This is a genomic window from Streptococcus mitis (genome assembly GCF_023109235.1).
Lineage (GTDB): Bacteria > Bacillota > Bacilli > Lactobacillales > Streptococcaceae > Streptococcus > Streptococcus mitis_DA.
Genome location: NZ_JALDUC010000013.1, coordinates 1 through 22,681 on the forward strand (window position 1 = coordinate 1; position 22,681 = coordinate 22,681).

At 42.5% G+C, this 22,681-nt stretch carries 18 protein-coding genes; 4 read left to right on the forward strand and 14 right to left on the reverse strand.

Annotated features, from left to right (window positions below):
• Positions 1 to 145 precede the first annotated feature (145 nt).
• The 8 genes from M1F55_RS07885 to argR form a co-directional block, all read right to left on the reverse strand.
• On the reverse strand, positions 146 to 580 hold the full coding sequence (locus tag M1F55_RS07885) for a cytidine deaminase family protein (RefSeq protein ID WP_247947625.1): 435 nt from the start codon (positions 578 to 580) through the stop codon (positions 146 to 148).
• A gap of 13 nt (positions 581 to 593) precedes the next feature.
• On the reverse strand, positions 594 to 2,054 hold the full coding sequence (gene gltX, locus M1F55_RS07890; RefSeq protein ID WP_203213034.1) for a glutamate--tRNA ligase: 1,461 nt from the start codon (positions 2,052 to 2,054) through the stop codon (positions 594 to 596).
• A 127-nt stretch (positions 2,055 to 2,181) separates the two neighbouring features.
• Positions 2,182 to 3,531 (reverse strand): glucose-6-phosphate isomerase, encoded by a 1,350-nt coding sequence (locus M1F55_RS07895; RefSeq protein WP_000018268.1) that lies wholly within the window; start codon positions 3,529 to 3,531, stop codon positions 2,182 to 2,184.
• Between the two features lie 169 nt (positions 3,532 to 3,700).
• Positions 3,701 to 4,390, reverse strand: coding sequence for a gamma-glutamyl-gamma-aminobutyrate hydrolase family protein (locus M1F55_RS07900; protein ID WP_001138351.1), 690 nt, complete (start codon positions 4,388 to 4,390; stop codon positions 3,701 to 3,703).
• Positions 4,391 to 4,634: 244 nt separating this feature from the next.
• Positions 4,635 to 6,401: an ABC transporter ATP-binding protein gene (patB, locus tag M1F55_RS07905; RefSeq protein ID WP_247947626.1), complete on the reverse strand. Its 1,767-nt coding sequence runs from the start codon at positions 6,399 to 6,401 to the stop codon at positions 4,635 to 4,637.
• A 1-nt stretch (position 6,402) separates the two neighbouring features.
• The gene (patA, locus tag M1F55_RS07910) at positions 6,403 to 8,109 is read right to left on the reverse strand and encodes an ABC transporter ATP-binding protein (RefSeq protein WP_247947627.1); all 1,707 of its coding nucleotides are present in this window, start codon (positions 8,107 to 8,109) and stop codon (positions 6,403 to 6,405) included.
• 146 nt (positions 8,110 to 8,255) lie between these two features.
• Complete coding sequence (gene mutS, locus M1F55_RS07915) at positions 8,256 to 10,790, reverse strand: DNA mismatch repair protein MutS (RefSeq protein WP_247947628.1); 2,535 nt, start codon at positions 10,788 to 10,790, stop codon at positions 8,256 to 8,258.
• A gap of 50 nt (positions 10,791 to 10,840) precedes the next feature.
• Positions 10,841 to 11,287, reverse strand: a complete 447-nt coding sequence (gene argR / locus M1F55_RS07920; RefSeq protein ID WP_001231476.1) for an arginine repressor — start codon at positions 11,285 to 11,287, stop codon at positions 10,841 to 10,843.
• A 135-nt stretch (positions 11,288 to 11,422) separates the two neighbouring features.
• Here argR and argS point away from each other — a divergent pair, with 135 nt between their 5' ends.
• From argS to galU, 4 genes are all read left to right on the forward strand, one after another.
• Positions 11,423 to 13,114: an arginine--tRNA ligase gene (argS, locus tag M1F55_RS07925; protein ID WP_247947629.1), complete on the forward strand. Its 1,692-nt coding sequence runs from the start codon at positions 11,423 to 11,425 to the stop codon at positions 13,112 to 13,114.
• 377 nt (positions 13,115 to 13,491) lie between these two features.
• Entirely contained in the window at positions 13,492 to 13,737 is a 246-nt protein-coding gene (locus tag M1F55_RS07930; protein WP_000084858.1) for a hypothetical protein, read from the forward strand.
• A 169-nt stretch (positions 13,738 to 13,906) separates the two neighbouring features.
• The gene (locus M1F55_RS07935; RefSeq protein WP_033687451.1) at positions 13,907 to 14,923 is read left to right on the forward strand and encodes an NAD(P)H-dependent glycerol-3-phosphate dehydrogenase; all 1,017 of its coding nucleotides are present in this window, start codon (positions 13,907 to 13,909) and stop codon (positions 14,921 to 14,923) included.
• Between the two features lie 21 nt (positions 14,924 to 14,944).
• Positions 14,945 to 15,844 (forward strand): UTP--glucose-1-phosphate uridylyltransferase GalU, encoded by a 900-nt coding sequence (galU, locus tag M1F55_RS07940; protein WP_000202214.1) that lies wholly within the window; start codon positions 14,945 to 14,947, stop codon positions 15,842 to 15,844.
• A 65-nt stretch (positions 15,845 to 15,909) separates the two neighbouring features.
• Here the strand turns inward: galU and M1F55_RS07945 are convergent, their stop codons facing one another.
• The 6 genes from M1F55_RS07945 to pbp1b form a co-directional block, all read right to left on the reverse strand.
• Entirely contained in the window at positions 15,910 to 16,587 is a 678-nt protein-coding gene (locus M1F55_RS07945; protein WP_033687455.1) for a rhomboid family intramembrane serine protease, read from the reverse strand.
• Positions 16,571 to 17,110: a 5-formyltetrahydrofolate cyclo-ligase gene (locus M1F55_RS07950; RefSeq protein WP_033685314.1), complete on the reverse strand. Its 540-nt coding sequence runs from the start codon at positions 17,108 to 17,110 to the stop codon at positions 16,571 to 16,573. Before M1F55_RS07950 ends, M1F55_RS07945 begins: the two co-directional genes overlap by 17 nt.
• 11 nt (positions 17,111 to 17,121) lie before the next feature.
• A complete protein-coding gene (locus M1F55_RS07955; protein ID WP_247947630.1) occupies positions 17,122 to 18,252 on the reverse strand; it encodes an N-acetyldiaminopimelate deacetylase in 1,131 nt (376 codons plus the stop codon).
• Between the two features lie 67 nt (positions 18,253 to 18,319).
• Positions 18,320 to 19,018: a 2,3,4,5-tetrahydropyridine-2,6-dicarboxylate N-acetyltransferase gene (gene dapD / locus M1F55_RS07960; protein ID WP_223340709.1), complete on the reverse strand. Its 699-nt coding sequence runs from the start codon at positions 19,016 to 19,018 to the stop codon at positions 18,320 to 18,322.
• A 228-nt stretch (positions 19,019 to 19,246) separates the two neighbouring features.
• Positions 19,247 to 20,158, reverse strand: a complete 912-nt coding sequence (locus tag M1F55_RS07965) for a DMT family transporter (RefSeq protein ID WP_247947631.1) — start codon at positions 20,156 to 20,158, stop codon at positions 19,247 to 19,249.
• A 56-nt stretch (positions 20,159 to 20,214) separates the two neighbouring features.
• Positions 20,215 to 22,665 (reverse strand): penicillin-binding protein PBP1B, encoded by a 2,451-nt coding sequence (pbp1b, locus tag M1F55_RS07970; protein ID WP_247947632.1) that lies wholly within the window; start codon positions 22,663 to 22,665, stop codon positions 20,215 to 20,217.
• Between the last annotated feature and the right edge of the window lie 16 nt (positions 22,666 to 22,681).

A 22,681-nucleotide genomic window follows, 5' to 3' on the forward strand; every position in this document is an offset into this window, starting at 1 on the left:
AAAGGCGGTGTCTTAACCCCTTGACCAACGGACCTGAGCTGTTATTTTCAACTCTTACTATTATACAGACTTTTTCTAACTTGTCAACAACTTTTTTTATCTTTTTTCAAATTAAGTAAAAAGAGCCAGAATTATACTGACTCTTCTATTGATTATTAAACTTAGAAGCACGTTCTTCTCCCCACCAATATGGGATTAGTTCTGCGATTTTCACCGTCTTTCTTGTATCGTAGTCCATCATGAATTCTGCGTCCTTATTTTCAGCGTTCAACTCTAAGAGGAACTCTCTGCAAGCGCCACAAGGCATACCCGAACTTCCACCATAAGGTGGTTGCTCTCGAAAGGCTAAGACTTTTTTAACCTTAGTTTGTCCCGAGAATTGATACATATTAAAGAGTGCCGCACGCTCTGCGCAGAGATGGAAAACACCACAGGTTCCCTCCATACAGAAACCTGTAAATATTTGTCCATCTTCTGCTTCTACTGCGGCTACGACATGGTTAGCATAAACAAAATCAGATACTTCATGTGGATTATATAATTTCTGTGCTTCTTCGTACATCTTTTCCCAGATGTCCATTATTACATCCTTCTTATTTAGAGATTTCTTTTAACATATTTTCGATATGCTGGATTGATTTTTTACGGCCTAACAAAAAGATCGTATCTGGCAATTCTGGACCATGCATTTCACCTGAAACAGCAATACGAATAGGCATGAAAAGATTTTTCCCTTTAATACCTGTTTCTTTTTGGACAGCTTTGATTTGTGGGAAAATATTTTCTGTCACAAATTCTGCATCTGTCATCGCTTCAAGTTTTGCTTTAAAGGCTTCAAGAACTGTTGGGACTGTTTCACCCGCCATGACTTCACGCTCTGCTTCGGTCAATTCTGGGAAATCTGAGAAGAAGAGATCTGTCAATGGGATAATCTCATCTACTGATTTCATTTGTGGTTTATATAGCTCAACTAATTTTTCAGCCTTGTCAGTTAAACGGCCTGCTTCCTCTAAGAATGGTTTTGCCATTTCAAAGATAGTTTCTAGGTCTGCATTCTTGATATAGTCATTGCTCATCCAGTCGAGTTTTTTCTGGTCAAAGGCTGCTGGAGACTTGCTCAGGCGGTTTTCATCGAAAAGTTTAATGAGTTCTTCACGAGAGAAGATTTCATCTTCGCCACCTGGGTTCCAACCAAGAAGAGCAATAAAGTTAAAGACTGCTTCTGGTAAATAACCTTTTTTACGGTAGTCTTCGATAAACTGAAGGGTGTTGGTGTCACGTTTAGACAATTTTTTCCCAGTCTCAGAGTTGATAATCAAGGTCATGTGACCGAACTCTGGAGCTTCCCAACCAAGTGCTTCATAAACCATGAGCTGTTTTGGTGTATTAGCAATGTGGTCGTCTCCACGGATTACGTGAGAAATCTGCATATCATGATCATCAATGACAACGGCAAAGTTGTATGTTGGGTAACCATCTTTCTTTTGGATAACCCAGTCACCACCGATATTTCCACCTTCAAATTCGATATCACCTTTGACCATATCATGCCACTTGTAGATACCTGACTCATTGACAGCCAAACGAACAGTTGGGATGATCCCTGCTGCTTCACGTTCTGCGATGTAAGCTGCTTTTTCTTCTTCACTCATACCAAGGTATTCGTTGATATATCGAGGTGTTTCGCCAGCTGCTTCTTGGCGTTCGCGTTCAGCTGCCAACTCTTCTTCTGTAACGTAAGATTTGTAGGCTTTTCCTTCAGCTAACAGTTGGTCTATGTATTTTTGATACAAGTCCAAACGCTCAGACTGGCGGTAATTTTCATGTGTTTCTGGGCTTTCATCCCAATCCATACCTAACCAACGAAGGTTTTCAAGCTGTGAACGTTCACCATCCTCGACATGACGTTTACGGTCAGTATCTTCGATACGAATGATAAAAGTTCCACCATGATGACGTGCGTAAAGGTAGTTGAACAATGCTGTACGGGCATTCCCGATGTGTAGTAGTCCTGTTGGACTTGGTGCGTAACGTACGCGGATATCTTTTGACATAGTTTCTCCTATAAAGTCTCTAGGCGTCTGCCTTTTTGCTCTCTATATTATATCACAAGTCTTGGCTGAGTCCAATTTCTATGGATAAAGAGAGTAAAAAGAGTGGACAAACCACTCTTTTCTTCTATTATAGACGTGCGTTAAGTTCTTTGCTCAATTCTTCAAATCCTGGTTTTCCAAGAAGGGCAAACATGTTACGTTTGTAAGCTTCAACACCTGGTTGGTCAAATGGGTTGATAGCATTCAAGTAACCTGAAAGAGCGATAGCCAATTCGAAGAAGTAGATAGTGTAACCAAGAGTGAAAGCGTCTTGCTCTGGAAGAGTCACGTACATGTTTGGTACATCACCATCTGTGTGGGCAAGAAGAACACCGTCAGTCGCTTTTTTGTTTACAAAGTCAACGTCTTTTCCTTGAAGGTAACCAAGTCCATCAAGGTCTTCTTCCAAGCTAGGGATAATCACGTTTTTACGAGGTTTGTCAACACGGACAACTGTTTCAAACATGATACGAGTTCCTTCTTGGATAAATTGACCAAGTGAGTGCAAGTCAGTTGAGAAGTTGGCTGAAGTTGGGTAGATACCTTTTTGGTCTTTTCCTTCTGATTCACCAGCCAATTGTTTCCACCATTCTGAGAAGTATTGAAGTGATGGCTCGTAGTTTACCAAGATCTCAGTTGCATAGCCTTTACGATAAAGGATGTTACGAACTGCTGCGTATTGGTAAGCTTCGTTTTCAGAGATTTTATCTGAAGTGTAGTCTTTGCGAGCTGCATTCGCACCTTCCATAAGGGCTTTGATGTCAGCTCCTGATGCTGCGATTGGAAGCAAACCAACGGCTGTCAATACTGAGAAGCGTCCACCGATATCATCTGGAACAACAAATGTTTCCCAACCGTTAGCATCTGCTTCAACCTTAACAGCGCCTTTTTGGCGGTCAGTTGTTGCATAGATACGTTTGTTTGCTTCTTCTTGACCGTATTTCTTAACCAAAAGTTCTTTGAAGACACGGAAAGCGATAGCTGGTTCAGTTGTTGTACCTGATTTAGAAATCACGTTTACCGAGAAGTCTTTGTCAGCTACGTACTCTACCAAGTCAGCAAGGTAAGTAGATGAGATTGAGTTTCCTGCGTAAAGGATTTGTGGAGCCTTGCGTTCTTCTTTTGTTTGCAAGTTTGCAAAGTGGTGGTTCAAGAAGTCGATTGCTGCTTTCGCACCAAGGTAAGATCCACCGATACCGATTACAACCAAAACATCGCTGTCTGATTTGATTTGCTCAGCAGCTTTCAAGATGCGGTCAAATTCTTCGCGGTCATAGTTTTCAGGAAGGTCCAACCATCCCAAGAAGTCGCTACCAGCACCAGTTCCTTTACGGATCAATTCATCTGCTGCTGTTACTTGTGATTGCATGTATTCCACTTCATGTGGTGCAACAAATTTGTCTAAAACTTTTGAATAATCAAATTTAATATGTGACATGTTATTCCTCCAATATTTCTTCTTTTCTATCATAACGCTTACCTTCGTTTTTTTCAAGTTTTTTGTCGAATTTCTCCAATTTTTATCAGAATTCAAACGTTTGCGTAAAAATCCCACATTCCAAAAATTTTGAAAAAATAAAAGAAAGAACGACTAGATGTTCCAGTCGTTACAGTTCATTCAATAAATACTCAAATAATTCTAAATTGCCATCTTCTTCATTAACCAGAAACTCTGGATGCCACTGCAAACCAATAATGCGGTGCTCATCGATAGACTCAATCGCTTCGATGGTCTGGTCTCTTGGGTCAATAGCAGTTACACGGAAATTAGGTGCCAAATCTTTAATACTCTGACGATGAACGGAATTAACTTGACTTTCTTTTCCAAATAACTTAGCCACCACACTTCCTTCTACTGTCTCAATAGAATGAGATGTCCCGAAAGGTAGTCCTTGCCAGTGGCCTTCGATTTCTTGATTGAGAGTTCCCCCAAAGGCAACATTGACAAGTTGGACACCGCGACAGATTGCCATGATTGGTTTATTCTGACGAAGCGCTTCTTTCAAGAGCGCCAATTCAAATTCGTCACGCACTAGGTTGTAATCATCACTCTCGATGGTCTTTTTCTCTCCATAAAACTGAGGATGGACATTTTGACCGCCTGTCAAGATAAGTTTGTCAATCATTTCTACATAATCGCGAACAACTGACTCATCACCAACAGGAATGACTAAAGGGAGACCACCGACTTGACGAATGCTCTCTGCGAATCTACAAGATACAGATGAATGAATGTTTTTGCCCTCTGCGTCTACGGGACATAGATTTGCAGCAACTCCTACAACCGTTCTAGGCATGATGTCTCTCCTTTCGAATGTTAATACTCTTCGAAAATCAAATTCAAACCACGTCAGCGTCGCCTTACCGTACTCAAGTACAGCTTGCGGCTAGCTTCCTAGTTTACTCTTTGATTTTCATTGAGTATAACGATAGTCCTATCATATCACTCAAAATGCCTTTCGTCTAATATGTTTTTTTTAAGTTTGTGATAAATATTTTTTATGGACAAGAAAAAGCTGCCCGCATAGGACAACTTTTTTCTTATTCAAAGACAAATTGATTGTGATAGAGTTCTGAATAGAAGCCACCTAGTTTCAAAAGTTCATGGTGGTTACCGCGTTCAATGACTTCTCCATCTTTGAGAACAATAATCTGGTCTGCATTGAGGATGGTCTTCAAACGGTGAGCAATGACGAAACTGGTTCTGCCTGCTACAACCGCCTCCATGGCATGCTGAATCTTGCTTTCTGTCACCGTATCTACGTTTGAAGTTGCTTCATCGAGAATGAGAACTTCTGGATCTGTCATCAGGGTTCGAGCGATAGAAATCAATTGTTTCTGGCCTGTTGAGAAGATGCTTTGATCATCATCGATAAGGGTATCGTATTTGTCAGGTAAGCTTTCGATATAGTCGTGAATATGGGTTGCCTTGGCTGCTGCCTCAACCATTTCTTGACTAGCATCTGGCACACCGAAACGGATATTGTCTCGAATCGTTCCGCTAAACAAGACCGAATCTTGCAAGACAATCCCCACCTTGCTTCTGAGACTATCCAAGTCATAGTCACGGATGTCTTTCCCATCAAAATAAATACCACCAGCATCAACATCATAAAAGCGATTGATGAGGTTCATAATAGTCGTTTTCCCTGAACCTGTCGGACCAACAACCGCTGTCATCTGGCCTTTAGGGGCAGAAATGCTGACATCTTTCAAAATAGGTTTATCAGGCAAGTATGAAAAATCAATATGACTAATTTCAACACCTTCTTGCAACTGAGTAAAGATCGGCGCCTTTTCAGGTCGGATTTCTTCCTCTGCGTCAAACATTTCCTGAATCCGTTCAGCACCTGTAAAGGCCAACTGAAGACTTCCCCAACTAGCTGCAACTTGGATAATAGGCTGGTAGTACTGCTGTGAAAATTGGGCAAACATAACAATCAAACCTAGGGCTGTACTGGTTTCAATAGACTTATCATTCAAAAGTACAGCTGAACCAGCAAAGATGACGACGGCTGTATTAACCAGACTCATACCATTCATGACAGGGAAAAGAATTCCTGAGAACATTCTTCCTTTAAAGGTCGCCTTGCGCACGCGCTCATTTTGCTCAAGAAATCCTGCCATCATATCCTCTTGAATTCCTTGGACAATGACAGCTTTCTGACCTGAGATACTCTCGTCCATATAGGCGTTGAGTTTCCCTACCTCTTTTTGCTGGAGGTTGGTGTATTTGCGTGCCATTTTCACGATGAAAATCAGCATGAGGAAAGCCACTGGTGTGCTGGCAATGGTGATGAGCGCCAGCGTCACATTTCTCGAAAACATGACAATAATCAGACCAATGTATAAAACAATATTACTCATGACCTGAATCAAGCTTTCGTTAAAGGCTTGGAGGATATTATCCAAATCACTGGTAAAACGAGACAGGATATCGCCATCTTGTCGGCGGTCAAAGAAAGAAACCGTCAAGCGAGCAAGCTTACCGAAGAGGCCTTTGCGCATCTCGTTGGTCGATTCTGCAATCACGCGCGTCATGAGACACATGTATATGACACTAGAGATAAAAAGAACCAAAACCAGCAGGCCAAGATTGATCATGATTCCTGATAGGCTTTGCCAAACAAGTTCTGGATTGCCATCTTGATAAGCTTGAACTAAATTAGCTAGCTGCGTCACTGCTTGTCCAGAAAAGACCGGAAAGAGGGCTTGGGCAAGAGTTGCCAGAACAATCATCAGGATAACAACTACAAATGATAGCTTATAGACTTTAAAATAATTCCAAAAAAATTGAACTGTCTTCATTTTACTCCTCCTTTCCTTTCTGTGTTTCATAGATTTCACGGTAAACGGCATTGTTAGCAACCAAGTCTGCATGCGTGCCTTGACCAATCAATCGTCCTTGATCTAGAACCAAGATCTTGTCTGCATGAACTACCGAGCTAATCTTTTGAGCGATGATAATAGTTGTTGTTCCCTTCAAGTCCTTATTCAAGGCTTCCTGAACCAGGCGCTCTGACTTGGCATCCAAGGCTGAGGTCGAATCGTCAAAAATCAGAATACGTGGATTGCTGACAATTCCACGAGCAATCGACATCCTTTGCTTTTGCCCACCAGAGAAATTGGTTCCCCTTTCCTCAACTGGACTTTCAAAGGTTTTCTCCATACGATGAATGAATTCACTAGCCTGGGCAATATTAGCTGCGCGTTCCATTTCAAATAGAGTGGCATCACCCTTACCCTGTCTCAAGTTGTCTGCAATGGTTCCACTAAAGAGAATGGCACGTTGAAGAACGATAGAAACTGTTTTACGCAGGGTTCCTTCACTCACTTCGCGAATATCCTTGCCTCCGATTTTGATAGCCCCTTCCTGTGGGTCAAAGAGACGTGGAATCAATTGAGCCAAGGTTGATTTTCCTGCACCAGTCGCTCCAACTACACCAACCATTTGACCAGGTTCAATAGTAAAGCTCACATCTTTCAGCATCGGTTCCTTATCCATTGGATAGGTAAAGGTCACATTTTCAAAGCTAAGACTGCCGACCAACTCTTCATCTGGGACATCCTTGAAGGTCATGGCTGGCTCTGCATCCAAAATTTCTCGAATACGACGCATAGAAATCATGGCACGACTGACAGAATTTCCCAAAAATCCAACCATGACAATGGTAAAGATAATCTGGCTTAGGTAATTGACAAAGGAAGCAATGGAGCCAACAACTGACGGATCCGACTGAACCATCCCTGCAACTAGCCAAATAGAGAGGAATACCGCCCCATAACCGACCAACATCATAAAAGGTTCCACTACTGAAAAGGCATAACCGATGTAAAGATTTTGACCGAGTAGCTCGTCTGAAACCTCCGTAAACTTCGCAAACTGCTCTTTTTCTTGGACAAAGGACTTGACCACTCGAACACCCCGCAGATTTTCCTTGGCAATGGCATTGATGCGTTCAAGAAGGGTTTGAAATTTGGCAAAACGAGGCCCCATCATCCCCATCATGACAGCAGTCAAACCAAAAATTAAGACTACCATGAGGACAATCACCCACCACAGAGAAGGTAGTGTTTGAACCGCCAAGATAAACGAACCGATGAACAAGAGAGGGAGCCTAAAAAGAATTTGAAAACTCATCATAACCACGTTCTGAATCTGGTTGATATCATTTGTCATGCGAACGACTAGATTTCCCGCATTAAATTGTTCAATGTTGGCATAAGAAAAGGTTTGGATTTTACGGAAGGCATCCTCTCGAAGGTCAGATGAAACTCCTTGAGCAATATAGGCTGCGAGGACAACATTGAGCCCACCAGCAACTAGACCGACCACGGCCACACCAATCAACCAAGCCCCGATACTATAAATAGCTTCATATTTCCCAGCAAGGAGAGCGTCTAACACTTCCTGCAGGTAACGCGGTTGCAAAAGTGAACTAGCAACCATCAAGCCTGTCATCAGGAGCGAAGCCAAGGCCTGCCACTTGTAGGTTTTTATTTTCTGAATCAGCATACTTTCTCCTTAAAAAATAGACAAAAGGGAGCGACAATGCGTCAGCTCATTTTCATTCTGTTTGTGTGATGTTATTCTAGCAAAAAAGTGGGAACTTGTCAAAGAAGTATCCTTGATACAGCTAGAATGACTAGCAAGTCTTGACTTTATAGTTTCTGTTTTAACTCAACCAAAACATTCATAGCCTGCATAGGTGTCATGTTGTAAATATCCAATTTAGCTAATTCTTCTAGGATAGGATGCTCTTCTGCCGTATCAAAGAGTGAAATCTGTTCAGTGACGGCACTTGTTTGTCTCATAGGAGCAGGACTTTCTGTCCCTTGATTCTCTAACTGAGTTAAAATCTTATCCGCCCTTGCTAAAAGGTCTGCTGGTAAGCCAGCAATCTTGGCAACATGGATACCGTAGGATTTATCGGCTGGCCCTGGTTCAATTTTATGAAGGAAGGTAACCTGCCCATCCTGCTCTAAGGTTGCCACGTGGACATTGACCAAGTGTTCCAAGCTGGACTCCAGACTGGTCAACTCATGGTAGTGGGTCGCAAAGAGGGTCTTGGCTCCGATGTGCTCATGGATGTATTCGATGATAGACTGAGCAAGAGCCATCCCGTCATAAGTTGCCGTTCCCCGTCCCAATTCATCAAAGAGAATGAGAGAGTTCTTGGTCGCATGCGAAATGGCATTGTTAGCCTCCATCATCTCCACCATGAAGGTTGATTGACCTGAAACCAAGTCATCTGCTGCTCCTATACGGGTAAAAATCGCATCAAAAATCGGTAAATGGGCGCTTTCTGCTGGCACATAAGAACCCAACTGAGCCATAACCGCCGTCATGGCTAACTGACGCATGTAGGTTGACTTTCCGCTCATATTGGGCCCCGTAATCAGTTGAATACTGGTATCTTCTGCCATCTGAATCGTATTTGGAATATAGGTCTGAGCCCCCATAACCTTTTCAACGACAGCATGGCGCCCTTTCTGGATATCGATTTGTGAGTCGTCTCCGAACTCAGGTCGAATCAAATGCTGGGTTTCAGCCACAACTGCCAGACTCTGTAAGACATCAACCGTCGCAATTCCTTGAGCCAGAGCCTGTAAACGCTGGATGTACTTGCTGACCTCTTCACGAATACGCATAAAAATTTCGTACTCTAGATTAGCTGACTTCTCACGCGCCTCCAACATGTCGCCTTCGATACGAGCTAATTCCTCGGTACCGAAGCGTTCTGAGTTTTTCAGCGTCGCCTTGCGGAAAAAGTGAGCAGGCACATTTCCCAGTTGCGAATTGGTCACATGGAAATAGTAGCCATCCTTTTTATTATAGACAATCTTAAGTGCGCTAATACCAGAGTTTTCTCGCTCCTTGGCCTCAATTTCAGCAATCCAACCAGTCCCTTCTCTGAGAACGCGACGGTACTTGTCTAAAGTCTCATCAAATCCAGTTCGGATAATTCCCCCATCTGTAATCACATGGGGAGCTTCGGGGGCAATCGCTGCGCTAATCAAACTCTCCAACTCAGGGATCCCATCCAGTTGTTCTATGAGATAAGCTAGAGCAGACTGTTCCATCCCTTCTAAAATCGCACGAATCCGTGGCACACTAGACAAGGTGGTCGCCAACTGCAAAAGATCCTTGGGATTGGTTTTACCAAAAGAAACACGACTAGCCAAGCGCTCAATGTCATAAACACCCTTGAGACTGTCTGTCAAATCACTACGCTCAAAGAAATGGTCAAGAAAGACCTGCACCACTTCTTGGCGTTGGACGATTCGCTCCTTATCAATCAAGGGGCGATGAATCCAAGACCGCAAGAGCCGCATCCCCATAGCCGTTTTGGTTTCATCCAAAAGCCAGAAAAGACTACCTTGCTTCTTGCCTGAACGGGCATTCTCAACCAAGTCCAGACTAGCCTTGGTCGCATAATCCATCTGCAAGAAATCCTTGATTTCATAGCGGATAACAGGTTTGAGGTGGTTCAATTCTCGCATCTGAGTTCGATGGACATACTGAAGTAGCTTACTAGCTGCCGCTTGCTCCACCGCTGCCAATCGTGGATCCAGTAAATGAAGGTCTTCAAAGCCTTCTTTCTCATAAGAGAGCACCAGATTCATCTGGCGACTGAGGATTTGTTCTTCTGCCTCGGACAAGTCATAGCCCAGAACCACTTCTCGCGCCTTGAGATTACGGATTTCCCCACAAGCCAGCGTGAAATCCAATAGACCTGTCACATAAAAGTCACCGGTCACCAGATCCATATAGGCTAAGCCAAACTGACTGCCATCACGGTCTATGGCAACCAAGAAATTGTTCTGACTGTCTGGCTTACTGCTATCGACTACTGTCCCGGGTGTAATGACCTGAACAACCTCTCGTTTAACAACCCCAACCGCTTGCTTAGGATCTTCCATCTGCTCTGCAATGGCTACCTTATAACCCTGATCAATCAACACATCGATATACTGCTGGGCAGAATGATAGGGAACCCCCGCCATAGGAATCGGATTGTCCGCATTCTTGTTGCGACTCGTTAAGGAAATTTCCAGAATCTGCGCAGCATTGACCGCATCCTCATAAAACAATTCATAAAAATCACCCATCCGAAAGAGCAAAAAAGCATCTGGATATTGCTTTTTAATATCCACATACTGTTGCATGCCGGGTGATAGCTTTTCTGTCGCCATTTTCCGTATCTCCTTGTCAAAAATAAGTCTTGAGAGCAACTCCCAAGACCTTACTTATCTTTCATCAAATCTAGCAAACGATCTTCCATGAGTTTGGCAACGTGCTGGTCTCGACAAATGACCAATAAGGTATTGGCACCAGCAACTGTTCCTAAAATCCATTCATCCTTGTTTGCATCTACAATATTTGCCAAAACAGAGGCTTCGCCCAATTTGGTATGAAGCACCAAGGTAAACTCTGCTCTTGCAACACCTTCTAAATGATGAGACAAAAATTCCACCAAATCAATCTTTTCTGTCTCATTTGCTAGTACATAATACACCATATCATTTTTCTTGACCTTGGTCAAGCCGATTTCTCGCAAATCACGAGACAGGGTTGTCTGCGTCACAAAGACATTATGTGCCTCCAACCGATCTTGAATTTCTTTTTGTGTACTTAATTTCTCCTCAGTAATCATTTTTTTTATTAACTGATGACGATCTCTTTTTCTCATAAAATCCTCTTATATGCATATTTATAACTAATTTTATAACTATATTATACCAAAAAAATAGGAGATTTCAAAAATTTTTTCTTCTTTCTTTAAAATTGTGATAAAATAGTAAAAAAGTCCAAAAAGGAGCTCTTAATGAATACAAAAGAATTGATTGCTAGCGAATTGGCTAGCGTCATTGATAGCCTGGACCAAGAGGCTATTTTAAATTTACTGGAAACCCCTAAAAACTCAGAAATGGGAGACATCGCCTTCCCTGCCTTTTCTCTAGCAAAGGTCGAGCGTAAAGCTCCGCAAATGATTGCGGCTGACCTGGCTGAAAAGATTAACAGCCAAGCCTTTGAAAAGGTTGTCGCAACAGGACCTTACGTCAATTTTTTCCTTGATAAATCTGCCATTTCTGCTCAAGTATTGCAAGCTGTTATCACTCAAAAAGAACACTATGCTGACCAAACTATTGGCAAACAAGAAAATGTTGTTATCGATATGTCTAGTCCCAATATCGCTAAACCATTTTCTATTGGTCACCTACGCTCAACTGTTATCGGAGATAGCTTGTCACATATTTTCCAAAAAATCGGTTATCAAACGGTCAAGGTCAACCACTTGGGAGACTGGGGTAAACAGTTTGGGATGTTGATTGTTGCCTACAAAAAATGGGGCGACGAAGAAGCTGTAAAAGCTCATCCAATCGATGAACTTCTTAAACTCTATGTCCGCATCAACGCTGAGGCTGAAAATGACCCTAGCTTGGATGAAGAAGCACGCGAATGGTTCCGTAAACTTGAAAATGGAGACGAGGAAGCTCTTGCACTTTGGCAATGGTTCCGTGATGAAAGTTTGGTGGAATTTAACCGCCTTTACAATGAATTGCAAGTCGAATTTGACAGCTATAACGGGGAAGCCTTCTACAACGATAAGATGGATGCAGTTGTAGACATTCTTTCTGAAAAAGGACTTCTTGTTGAGTCAGAAGGTGCCCAAGTTGTCAATCTTGAGAAATATGGAATTGAACATCCAGCCCTTATCAAGAAATCTGATGGTGCAACTCTCTATATCACTCGTGACTTGGCTGCAGCCCTTTACCGTAAAAACGAATACCAATTTGCTAAATCTATCTATGTCGTTGGTCAAGAGCAATCTGCCCACTTTAAACAGCTCAAAGCTGTCTTGAAAGAAATGGGCTACGACTGGAGTGAAGACATTACTCATGTTCCTTTTGGTTTGGTTACAAAAGAAGGGAAGAAACTCTCTACTCGTAAAGGGAATGTCATCTTACTAGAGCCTACTGTTGCAGAGGCTGTTAGCCGTGCCAAGGCCCAAATCGAAGCTAAAAATCCTGAACTGGAAAATAAAGACCAGGTAGCGCATGCTGTTGGTGTTGGAGCCATTAAATTCTATGACCTCAAAACCGACCGTACAAATGGATACGACTTCGACCTAGAAGCTATGGTATCCTTCGAGGGTGAAACTGGACCTTATGTTCAATACGCCTACGCTCGTATCCAATCTATCTTACGCAAAGCGGATTTCAAACCAGAAACAGCTGGCAACTATAGCTTGAATGATACTGAAAGCTGGGAAATCATCAAACTCATCCAAGACTTCCCACGTATTATCAACCGTGCGGCGGATAACTTTGAACCTTCTATCATTGCTAAATTTGCAATTAGCCTAGCTCAAGCCTTCAACAAATACTATGCACATACACGTATCTTGGATGAAAGTCCAGAACGCGACAGCCGTCTAGCCCTCAGCTACGCAACCGCAGTCGTTCTCAAAGAAGCCCTTCGCTTGCTTGGAGTAGAAGCGCCAGAGAAGATGTAAATCGCCAAAGTTACTTGATTGCAAAGCAATCTAAGTAACTAACGCCAAATCCTGTCAGGAATTTGGCTAGGTGCTTCACTAGTAAAGAAACATAAATATGATCGATTTATGTTTCTTTACGTCGTAACCAATACGAATTGTCTAAACGCTTCACCAATTCATCTAACCAAATAATATCGATTTGGTTAGGTTCATGTCGTAATCTTTTAATTACTTGATTGTAAAGCAATCTAAGTAACTAAGACCAAATCCTATACGGATTTTGGTTTAGAGGTCTATCAAAAATCTTATCACGTTTTGCTGACTTGTTCTGCTACTTTCGGTCCACTAAATCGATTTATTCACTACTACTTCTTTATCATTCAGGGAGATTTTCTATGAGCCAATATGCTTATATCCTCGTTGTAATTAGCTTGGTGTTCCTTTTTCTGCTCAATAAGTACGAGAAGGAGAGACTGCAAAAACTCTACCAAGAACAACTTTTGAAGGATGAAACATTTAGGACTGATATCAAAGAGAAAATTCACACGACTGAAAATATCAATGATGTCATTGCTTACATCAATAAAACTTATCATCTGGGAATGTTGCTATCAAAAGACATTACAGATCAATTGAAATAAACCGAGTTATTCTTTAAGGAATATAAAAACCGAGTCTAAGAGTTTAATACTTAGGCTCGGTTTTTATATATTTTTCAAGTAACAAAGCAACCACTCCCCCAGCAATGCAAGTGCAAAATCCTCCAGAATATGATAGAATAAGAGAAAGGACTCTATCAAGGAGGAAAACATGGAAAAACAAACCGTCGCCGTCTTGGGGCCTGGTTCTTGGGGAACTGCCCTTTCACAAGTCTTAAATGACAATGGACACGAGGTACGTATTTGGGGAAACATTCCCGAGCAAATCAATGAAATTAATACACACCATACTAATAAACACTACTTTAAAGATGTCGTTCTAGATGAAAATATCATTGCCTACACCGACTTATCAGAGGCACTGAGAGATGTAGATGCGATTTTGTTTGTTGTCCCAACAAAAGTGACACGACTTGTTGCACAACAAGTTGCACAAACCCTAGACCATAAGGCTATCATCATGCACGCTTCAAAGGGATTAGAACCCGATAGCCATAAACGATTATCAATCATCCTTGAAGAAGAAATTCCTGAACATCTCCGCAGTGATATTGTCGTTGTTTCAGGACCTAGTCATGCGGAAGAAACCATTGTACGTGACCTGACTTTAATCACTGCTGCTTCTAAAGATTTACAAACAGCTCAATACGTTCAAGAACTCTTTAGTAATCACTACTTCCGACTTTATACCAATACGGATGTTATCGGAGTTGAAACTGCTGGTGCTCTTAAAAATATTATTGCTGTCGGTGCTGGAGCTTTACATGGTTTGGGATTTGGTGACAATGCCAAGGCAGCCATCATCGCTCGAGGCTTGGCAGAAATTACCCGCCTAGGAGTAGCACTTGGGGCCAGTCCATTGACCTATAGTGGCTTATCCGGTGTAGGAGACTTGATCGTAACGGGAACCTCCATCCACTCTCGTAACTGGAGAGCCGGAGATGCTCTTGGTCGTGGAGAATCTCTAGCTGATATCGAAGCCAATATGGGCATGGTGATTGAAGGAATCTCAACAACTCGAGCAGCCTATGAACTAGCGCAAGAACTTGGAGTCTATATGCCAATTACACAAGCCATTTACCAAGTTATTTACCACGGAACCAATATTAAAGATGCCATTTACGACATCATGAACAATGAATTTAAAGCAGAAAATGAGTGGTCTTAACCCTCTAGAGAAAGGATTCTTATGACATCAAAAGTTAGAAAGGCAGTCATCCCTGCCGCTGGACTTGGAACTCGATTTTTACCAGCAACCAAAGCACTTGCTAAAGAGATGTTGCCAATTGTGGACAAACCAACTATCCAATTTATCGTAGAAGAAGCTCTTAAATCAGGTATTGAAGATATTCTGGTTGTCACTGGTAAATCAAAACGTTCTATTGAAGACCACTTTGACTCAAACTTTGAGCTTGAGTACAACCTCAAAGAAAAAGGCAAACATGACTTACTAAAATTGGTAGACGAAACAACTGGCATTCGCCTTCACTTTATCCGTCAAAGCCATCCTCGTGGTCTTGGCGATGCTGTCTTACAAGCAAAAGCTTTTGTAGGGAATGAGCCCTTCGTTGTCATGCTGGGTGACGACCTAATGGATATCACAGATGACCACGCTGTCCCTTTGACAAAACAATTGATGAACGATTACGAGACGACTCACGCATCAACAATTGCTGTTATGCCTGTCCCTCATGAAGAAGTTTCAGCATATGGAGTTATCGCTCCTCAGGGTGAAGGGATTAATGGTCTCTACAGTGTCGAAACTTTTGTTGAAAAACCAGCTCCAGAGGAGGCTCCAAGTGATCTAGCTATTATCGGTCGTTATCTGCTCACACCAGAAATTTTTGAGATCCTCGAAAATCAAGCTCCCGGTGCTGGAAATGAAATCCAGCTTACCGATGCGATTGATACCCTTAATAAAACACAACGTGTTTTCGCTCGCGAATTTACAGGAGCTCGTTACGACGTTGGGGATAAGTTTGGCTTTATGAAAACATCTATTGACTATGCCCTCAAGCACCCACAAGTCAAAGATGACTTGAAAGATTACCTCATCCAACTAGGAAAAGAATTAGCTGAGAAGGAATAAAATAAAAAAGATAAGGTTCAAAAATGCCTTATCTTTTTTCATTACACAACTATTATTATAAGCTCTCACAACCCCATTCCCCTGTAGAGAAGCAAGACTGCGAGTCCTACAAACAAGACTACCGCTCCTAACCTCTGGCTGGTACTATACATCCGTCTTTCTCCTCGAACTGGAAAGATAATTGCTAGAAATGCTCCACCAACTGCTCCCCCGATATGGCCTGCTAGGCTGATTCCTGGAATCAGAACACTTCCAATAATATTAACCACAAAAAGTGTCAGATAGGATTGCCCCAACTGCTGGATATAAGGATTACGCGTAGCATAGCGAAGAATGATAATCGCGGCAAATAGCCCATAGAGAGAAGTAGAAGCTCCTGCTGCTAAGGATTTTGGACTAAATACAAAAACAAAGAGATTGCCCATCATTCCAGATAAGAGATAGAGAAAGAAAAACTTCTTGGATCCGAAAATTTCCTCTACTTGTCTACCAAGATAATAAAGGGAAAGCATATTAACAATGAAATGCTCCCAACCAATATGAACAAAAATGGCAGAAAAGAGACGCCAAATTTGCTCAGGAAAGAGGCGAATAGCTGGCCCATACATGGCTCCAAATCGAAATAATGTATCCGCCCTGTCAAAGTTTCCTCCTGTAGTCACCAACATTAGTAAAAACACCAAGGCCGTCACTAAGAGGAAGAAACTCGTCACAGGGTAACGTCTATCAAAGATTTCCTTCATCAATCAGAACCTCCTGAACAGGAATATCATGGTTTTCAGGGATAAAGTCCTGAATTTGACAAGGATATATCGTACTCAAAGTATGACCAGAAAAATGTTTCAGATAGCGATCATAATAACCTCCACCGTATCCTATCCGATATCCTTTCGTCGTAAAAACCAAGCCCGGAACATGAATCAAATCAATCTGAGAGGCATCCACCACTTCCAAATCTCCCTGTGGTTCCAGTAAGCCAAAGGAAGTTTTTACCAACTGTTGCGGATCATAGACTACAAAGTTCATGCGTCCCTTGGGATAAGTTTTGGGTATCAGAACCTTCTTGCCGTCCTTCAGCGCCTGCTCAATCAGTTCCTGCGTTTGAAACTCATGAGGAAAAGAGAGGTAGGTTGCGATGATCTTAGCTTCTTGGTAAAAGGGGTGTTGTAAAAGTCTTTCGGTTAAAGTTTGATCTATAAACTGTTTTTGCTCTTGAGATATAGCCTTCATTTCTCGCAAGACTTGCTTACGTAATTCCGATTTCATAGACAACCCCTCTATTCTGCTGCCTTCTTTTTCAGGAAACTAAAGACCGCATCCACCCCAATAGCTAATGCTTCTTCCTTAGGACTCATCTGAGGGTGATGAAGGGCGTAGGGACTATCAATACCTAGCCAGAACATAACGCCATCAACTTTTGAAAGGAGATAACCAAAGTCTTCACCTGTCATAGCAGGTTCGATATCAATCAACTCAATTCCGTCTTTTTCTTCAAAGAAGTCCATCAGTTCACGCGCCAAGGCTGGATGGTTCTCAACAGGCAGGTAACCACCTTGTTTGAGTTCCACTTCGACTTCCATATCGAAGGCAGCTGCAACCCCTTCTGCAACTGTTTTGACCCTTTTTTGCACCAAAAGACTCATGTCCTGTGTCAAGGCCCGAATAGTTCCATGCAAAAAGGCTGTGTCTGTGATAACATTGTTTGTTGTTCCAGCTTGGAAAACTCCAAAGGTCACCACTGCTCCCTCGATTGGGTTGACATTGCGGCTGACAACTGACTGCACCTGGGTCACAAAGTAACTAGCCGCCACCAAAGCGTCATTGGCTTCATGCGGAAAGGCTGCATGTCCTCCTTTACCTTTAAAACGAATCTTCACCTCGCAAGTCCCTGCAAAGAGTGTATGAGTATTGGTCGCAATCTGTCCAACCTTCAAATCTGGCCGAACATGAAGTCCATAAAACTGGTCTGGCAACCAGTCTCCAAAAGCGTCATCCTCATACATGAGCATGCCACCAGCTTCATTTTCTTCAGCAGGTTGAAACAGAAAGAGCAGATTGTTCTTTGGTTGCTCCTCAAGGGCGCGCTCAAGACAGCCCAAGGCAATGGTCATGTGGAAATCATGTCCACAAGCATGCATACGACCTTGGTGCTGAGAAGCGAAAGAAAGGCCTGTTTGTTCGACGATAGGCAGGCCATCAATATCTGTTCGCCAACCAATGGTACGCTCTGGCTGACTTCCCTGCAAATAAACCAAAATCCCTGTCCGCCAAGTACGAACTTGGACAAAATTCTTGCCCACAGTCAATTTCTCAATCACATCCAGCAAATAAGTCTGAGTCTTGAACTCCTCCAAGCCAATCTCTGGAATCTGGTGCAAATCTCGTCGAGTCTGAATCAAATCTAACATCTATCTATCCTCCTATATAGCAGAAAGAGGCTGGAAAAAGAGTTCCGCCTCTATTTTTCATTTACAATTACAAGGTACGAAGCGCATCCTCTAGCGCTGTTTTTTGTTGAGTTTGGGCATCAATCTCTTTGATGATACGAGCTGGAACACCTGCTACCACCACGTTTTCTGGGACATCTTGGGTAACAATAGCTCCTGCTGCGACAACTGAACCACTACCGATTTGGACCCCTTCGATAACCACTGCATTAGCGCCGATGAGAACATTGTCTCCAACACGGACTGGGTCAGCGCTAGCTGGCTCAATCACACCTGCAAGAACGGCACCTGCACCAACGTGACTGTTTTTCCCAACGATAGCACGACCACCAAGGATAGCCCCCATGTCAATCATAGTTCCTGCCCCGATTTCAGCACCGATATTGATAACTGCTCCCATCATGATAACAGCATTGTCACCAATTTCAACCTGATCACGGATAATAGCACCTGGCTCGATACGAGCGTTGATAGCACGTTTGTCTAGCAAGGGAACTGCAGAATTACGAGCGTCTTGCTCAACAACATAGTCTTGATTTTCTACCAAACCATCGAGAAGGGGAGCCACGTCCTTCCAATCTCCGAATAGGACATTCCCTAGTTTGACAACAGAGCTTGGTACAGCAGCTGCAAGTTGTCCCTCAAAGGTTACTTTAACACTGGTTTTCTTTTCAGCATTGGCGATAAATTGAATAATTTCTTGAGCGTTCATTTTTGTAGCAGTCATAAGCGCCTCCTAGTTCATTTTAATGATACCTATTCTACCAAAAAAGGCCTCAAATTTGAAGCCTTTTTGTTTGTTTTTAGGTATGATTTTTAGGGATGTGAGATAAAACGTGCTGTCGGTAAAAGCAAGCCCCTACCGATACAACCTAAAAACACTCTTCACAACTATCTCCCCGTGTTTTATTGACTATTCTAGTATAGCACACTTTTAGAATTAAGAAAAGACTTTTTATTTACTTTCTTTCGCTTCTTCTATCGATAGGAAAATCATAGGTAAAATAATCAAGGCCATAGCTAGAAGAAGGGACCAATCCACTACCAAGCCTAAAAATAAAACACTCAAAAAGGCAGAAGAGAGAGGTTCACTGGCACTGATAACAGAAACCACCAAAGGAGAAACCAAGGATACTGCCTTCATGGAAATGAAAAAGGCAAAAGCCGTCCCTAAAAAAGCGATAATAAGGCAAATCAAGATACTCCAAATATCCAGAGTAAAGGAAAGCTGGTAAACCGGCGAGAGGACATTGCTAAATAAACCTGCCAAAATCATCCCCCACCCAACCGTAGGCACAAAACCATAGCGCTTCGCGAAAGGTTGGGGCAAGATAACATTAAACATGACCCCCATGGCACTCAACAGACCTGTTATAAGTGCTAGCGGTGTCATGGATAACTGAGAGAGATCCCCCTTTGTCGCCATCAAGCAAACACCCAGCATGGCAACCAAAACATAGAAAATAGCGCTTTTTGACGCTCGTTTTTGATAAACCAAACGATTGTAAAAGAGGATAAAGACTGGACTGATAAACTGTAAAATAGTTGCTGTCGCTGCATTTGAGTATTCTACACAGAGATAGAAAAAATACTGAACTGAAAAAATCCCCAAAGTAGCATAGGCTAAAAAGGGCAGGTAATTTTTCTTGTCTCGCCAGATATCTAACACTTGCAATTTTAATTGCATCGCAGACCAAATAAGCACAAGACTCCCTGCCAGTGTCAAACGCATAGAGGTAATCCAGCCAGAGGACACTTGATAATGAGTAAAGAAATATTCTCCTAAAATTCCACAGATTCCCCAGATTAAGCCGGATAGGAGCGAATAAATAGTTCCTTTAACAATCTTTTTCTGATACTGATTCATACCTTTATTGTAACACGAAAGGAAAAAAGAAAAAAGTGGCAATCAATGCCACTTTCCTATCTTCTACTATTTGGTTGTGTAGATGATGAACTTGATGTACTGCTAGAACTACTACTTGAACTTGGCGTAGATGAGAAACTACCAATAATACTTGACCAAGCATTTTGATAATCTGCTTCACTTCCTCCAATAGCAAAGTGATAGCTAGTCGTAGGAGCTCCCGCCTTATTAGCCCAATAGCTCGTTACAGTAGCCCCTGAAAGATCAACTGTTTTTCCATTAACGGATACTTTGCCCGGCTTCTGCCCTGTAGATCTGAGGACCTGAGATTGGGTCACACTAGAATCAAGATTAAAGTGTTCATTGCCCCAAACACCAGGTTCAGCCTGTTGAATAGCATTGACTAAGTAAGCCATATATTTGGCGTTTCGATAATGCCCAGCCCCCTTAGCCATTGGGCGGTTGTCATCATGCCCTAGCCAACCACCTAGAGTCAATCTTGGTGTCGAAAGCATGAGCCACATATTTTCATCTTCATTGGTTGTCCCAGTCTTACCAATCCAGTCTGCACGAGCTAAGTTTGAATTGATAGAAGCCAAATCCGTTTGGAAACTTGAAGTGATCCGAGATGAAATCACCTCACGAAGCAAACTCTGCATAATCGTTGCTGTTGCCTTCGAATACACTTGAACTGGTTTGTCTTGGAATTCATAGATTACTCTACCGTCAGGTGATTCAATCTTAGAAATCACATGTTTCTGATGGTAGACACCGTTATTAGCAATTGTTTGATAACCATTGGTATGCTGGGCAACTGTGACTTCAATCCCACCACCCATAGGCAAACTTTCGATACCGTACTCTGGAATCTCGTAACCCATTTTCTCCATGTACCCCTTGACATCCACGCCCTTCTCACGAAGCATGCGATAGGTCCAATAGGCTGGGATATTCCACGAATAGTTCAAGGCTTCACCCAGGGTCATCATGCCTGTACCTGGACTATTTACATACATGATAGGATTGCCATTAGAGAATTTTGTCGGATAATTGGACAAGATACTAGCGCTTCCCATCAAACCTTGGTCAATGGCAATACCGTAGGCCAACAAAGGCTTGGTTGTAGAGGCTGGCGAGCGCTTAGTGTCAAAGGCGTGATTGTTTTGGTTAGTCTGGTAATTACGACCACCAACAAAGCCTAGAACAGCCCCCGTTTTATTGTCCATCAAAACATTCCCTACTTCAGGTTGCCCAGTTGAATCATCTACCAAACGACCATAGTTAGCAACTGCATTTTGCATGGCGTTATGGATTTTTTTATTGATCGTTGTAGTAATTTTGTAACCGCCATTACTTAGCTCCAGCTCAGCTCGCTCATGATAGGCCTTTTGAATCGACTCGTTTTTCAACTCTTGGCTAGAGACATTGTCCTGTTGAACTAAATAATCATACATACGGTCTGTCGCTTCAGCCATAGCTGTAAAGTAGAGATAATCCCTCGAAACAGCATTGACAGTTCCTGATGGCAAGAAATCTTGTTTGAGATTATAATCCTTGTACTGGTCGTATTCTTCCTGAGTCAGAGCACCCGTACGGTACATGTTGTAGAGAACATCCTTGGCCCGCTTCAAACCAAGTTCTAAGTCTTCATCACTCTTTAACTCTCCAGTATTTTCATAAGGGGAATAAGTAATCGGACTCTGTGGCAAACCTGCTAGGAAGGCAGCTTGGGGAATACTCAGCTTGTTGGCATCGATACCGAAAATCCCTTCAGCAGCTTGCTGGGCACCTGCAATATTCTGCCCTTTATGATTTCGACCAAAGGGAGCAACATTGAGATAAGTAGTCAAGATTTCATCCTTACTCATGCTGCGTTCCAAGGCAAGGGCATCAACAATTTCTGTAGCCTTACGAGCCAAAGTCGGAGCATCTCCAACCACTTGTTGTTTGATTAGCTGTTGGGTCAAGGTCGAGCCCCCACTAGATGAGCCCAAACCTGCAAAGGTTCCCAAAGTCGCCCGAATCACAGCTTTTGGCACAACCCCATTATGTTCAAGGAAATGTTCGTCCTCAGTTGCAACGATAGCCTTTTTGAGATTGTCTGATATTTCCTCAGATGAAACAGAAGTTCGCAGTAGGTCACTCTCGATAGAAGCAATGACACTCCCATCTGCATAAACAATTTCTGAGATGGAAGAAATATTTTTAACCTGCTTGACCAAATCCTCCGCTTGGGGAACCTTGGCCTTGTCAAACAAAGCAACTCCATAACCAAGAGCTACACCAGCACCAAAAAGCCCACCGATAAAGCCTAGAATAAAGAGAGTATTCAGAATGCCCTTGATAGCAACTAAAATGCTACCTAAGATAGACAGGATTTTCCCACCTGTCCCATCCGACTGCTTCTCTTTTGAGACTTTCCCTGATTTTCTATGATTTATTTTTGATTTTACTAGCTGGAAAAATTCCAGCATTTTTCGTTTTAATTCATTTAATTGATTTTGCATGGATTTCCTCACTCTA

Bases quoted from the DNA above. Each gene is read 5' to 3' on its own strand.
- M1F55_RS07930 (WP_000084858.1), top strand. From the start codon at position 13,492: ATGAGCCAATATGCTTATATCCTCGTTGTAATTAGCTTGGTGTTCCTT.
- dapD (WP_223340709.1), bottom strand. From the start codon at position 19,018: ATGACTGCTACAAAAATGAACGCTCAAGAAATTATTCAATTTATCGCC.
- M1F55_RS07900 (WP_001138351.1), bottom strand. From the start codon at position 4,390: ATGCCTAGAACGGTTGTAGGAGTTGCTGCAAATCTATGTCCCGTAGAC.
- patA (WP_247947627.1), bottom strand. From the start codon at position 8,109: ATGCTGATTCAGAAAATAAAAACCTACAAGTGGCAGGCCTTGGCTTCG.
- M1F55_RS07955 (WP_247947630.1), bottom strand. From the start codon at position 18,252: ATGTTAGATTTGATTCAGACTCGACGAGATTTGCACCAGATTCCAGAG.
- M1F55_RS07945 (WP_033687455.1), bottom strand. From the start codon at position 16,587: ATGAAGGAAATCTTTGATAGACGTTACCCTGTGACGAGTTTCTTCCTC.
- M1F55_RS07885 (WP_247947625.1), bottom strand. From the start codon at position 580: ATGGACATCTGGGAAAAGATGTACGAAGAAGCACAGAAATTATATAAT.
- gltX (WP_203213034.1), bottom strand. From the start codon at position 2,054: ATGTCAAAAGATATCCGCGTACGTTACGCACCAAGTCCAACAGGACTA.
- galU (WP_000202214.1), top strand. From the start codon at position 14,945: ATGACATCAAAAGTTAGAAAGGCAGTCATCCCTGCCGCTGGACTTGGA.
- M1F55_RS07935 (WP_033687451.1), top strand. From the start codon at position 13,907: ATGGAAAAACAAACCGTCGCCGTCTTGGGGCCTGGTTCTTGGGGAACT.
- argR (WP_001231476.1), bottom strand. From the start codon at position 11,287: ATGAGAAAAAGAGATCGTCATCAGTTAATAAAAAAAATGATTACTGAG.
- M1F55_RS07895 (WP_000018268.1), bottom strand. From the start codon at position 3,531: ATGTCACATATTAAATTTGATTATTCAAAAGTTTTAGACAAATTTGTT.
- pbp1b (WP_247947632.1), bottom strand. From the start codon at position 22,665: ATGCAAAATCAATTAAATGAATTAAAACGAAAAATGCTGGAATTTTTC.
- patB (WP_247947626.1), bottom strand. From the start codon at position 6,401: ATGAAGACAGTTCAATTTTTTTGGAATTATTTTAAAGTCTATAAGCTA.
- M1F55_RS07965 (WP_247947631.1), bottom strand. From the start codon at position 20,158: ATGAATCAGTATCAGAAAAAGATTGTTAAAGGAACTATTTATTCGCTC.
- argS (WP_247947629.1), top strand. From the start codon at position 11,423: ATGAATACAAAAGAATTGATTGCTAGCGAATTGGCTAGCGTCATTGAT.
- M1F55_RS07950 (WP_033685314.1), bottom strand. From the start codon at position 17,110: ATGAAATCGGAATTACGTAAGCAAGTCTTGCGAGAAATGAAGGCTATA.
- mutS (WP_247947628.1), bottom strand. From the start codon at position 10,790: ATGGCGACAGAAAAGCTATCACCCGGCATGCAACAGTATGTGGATATT.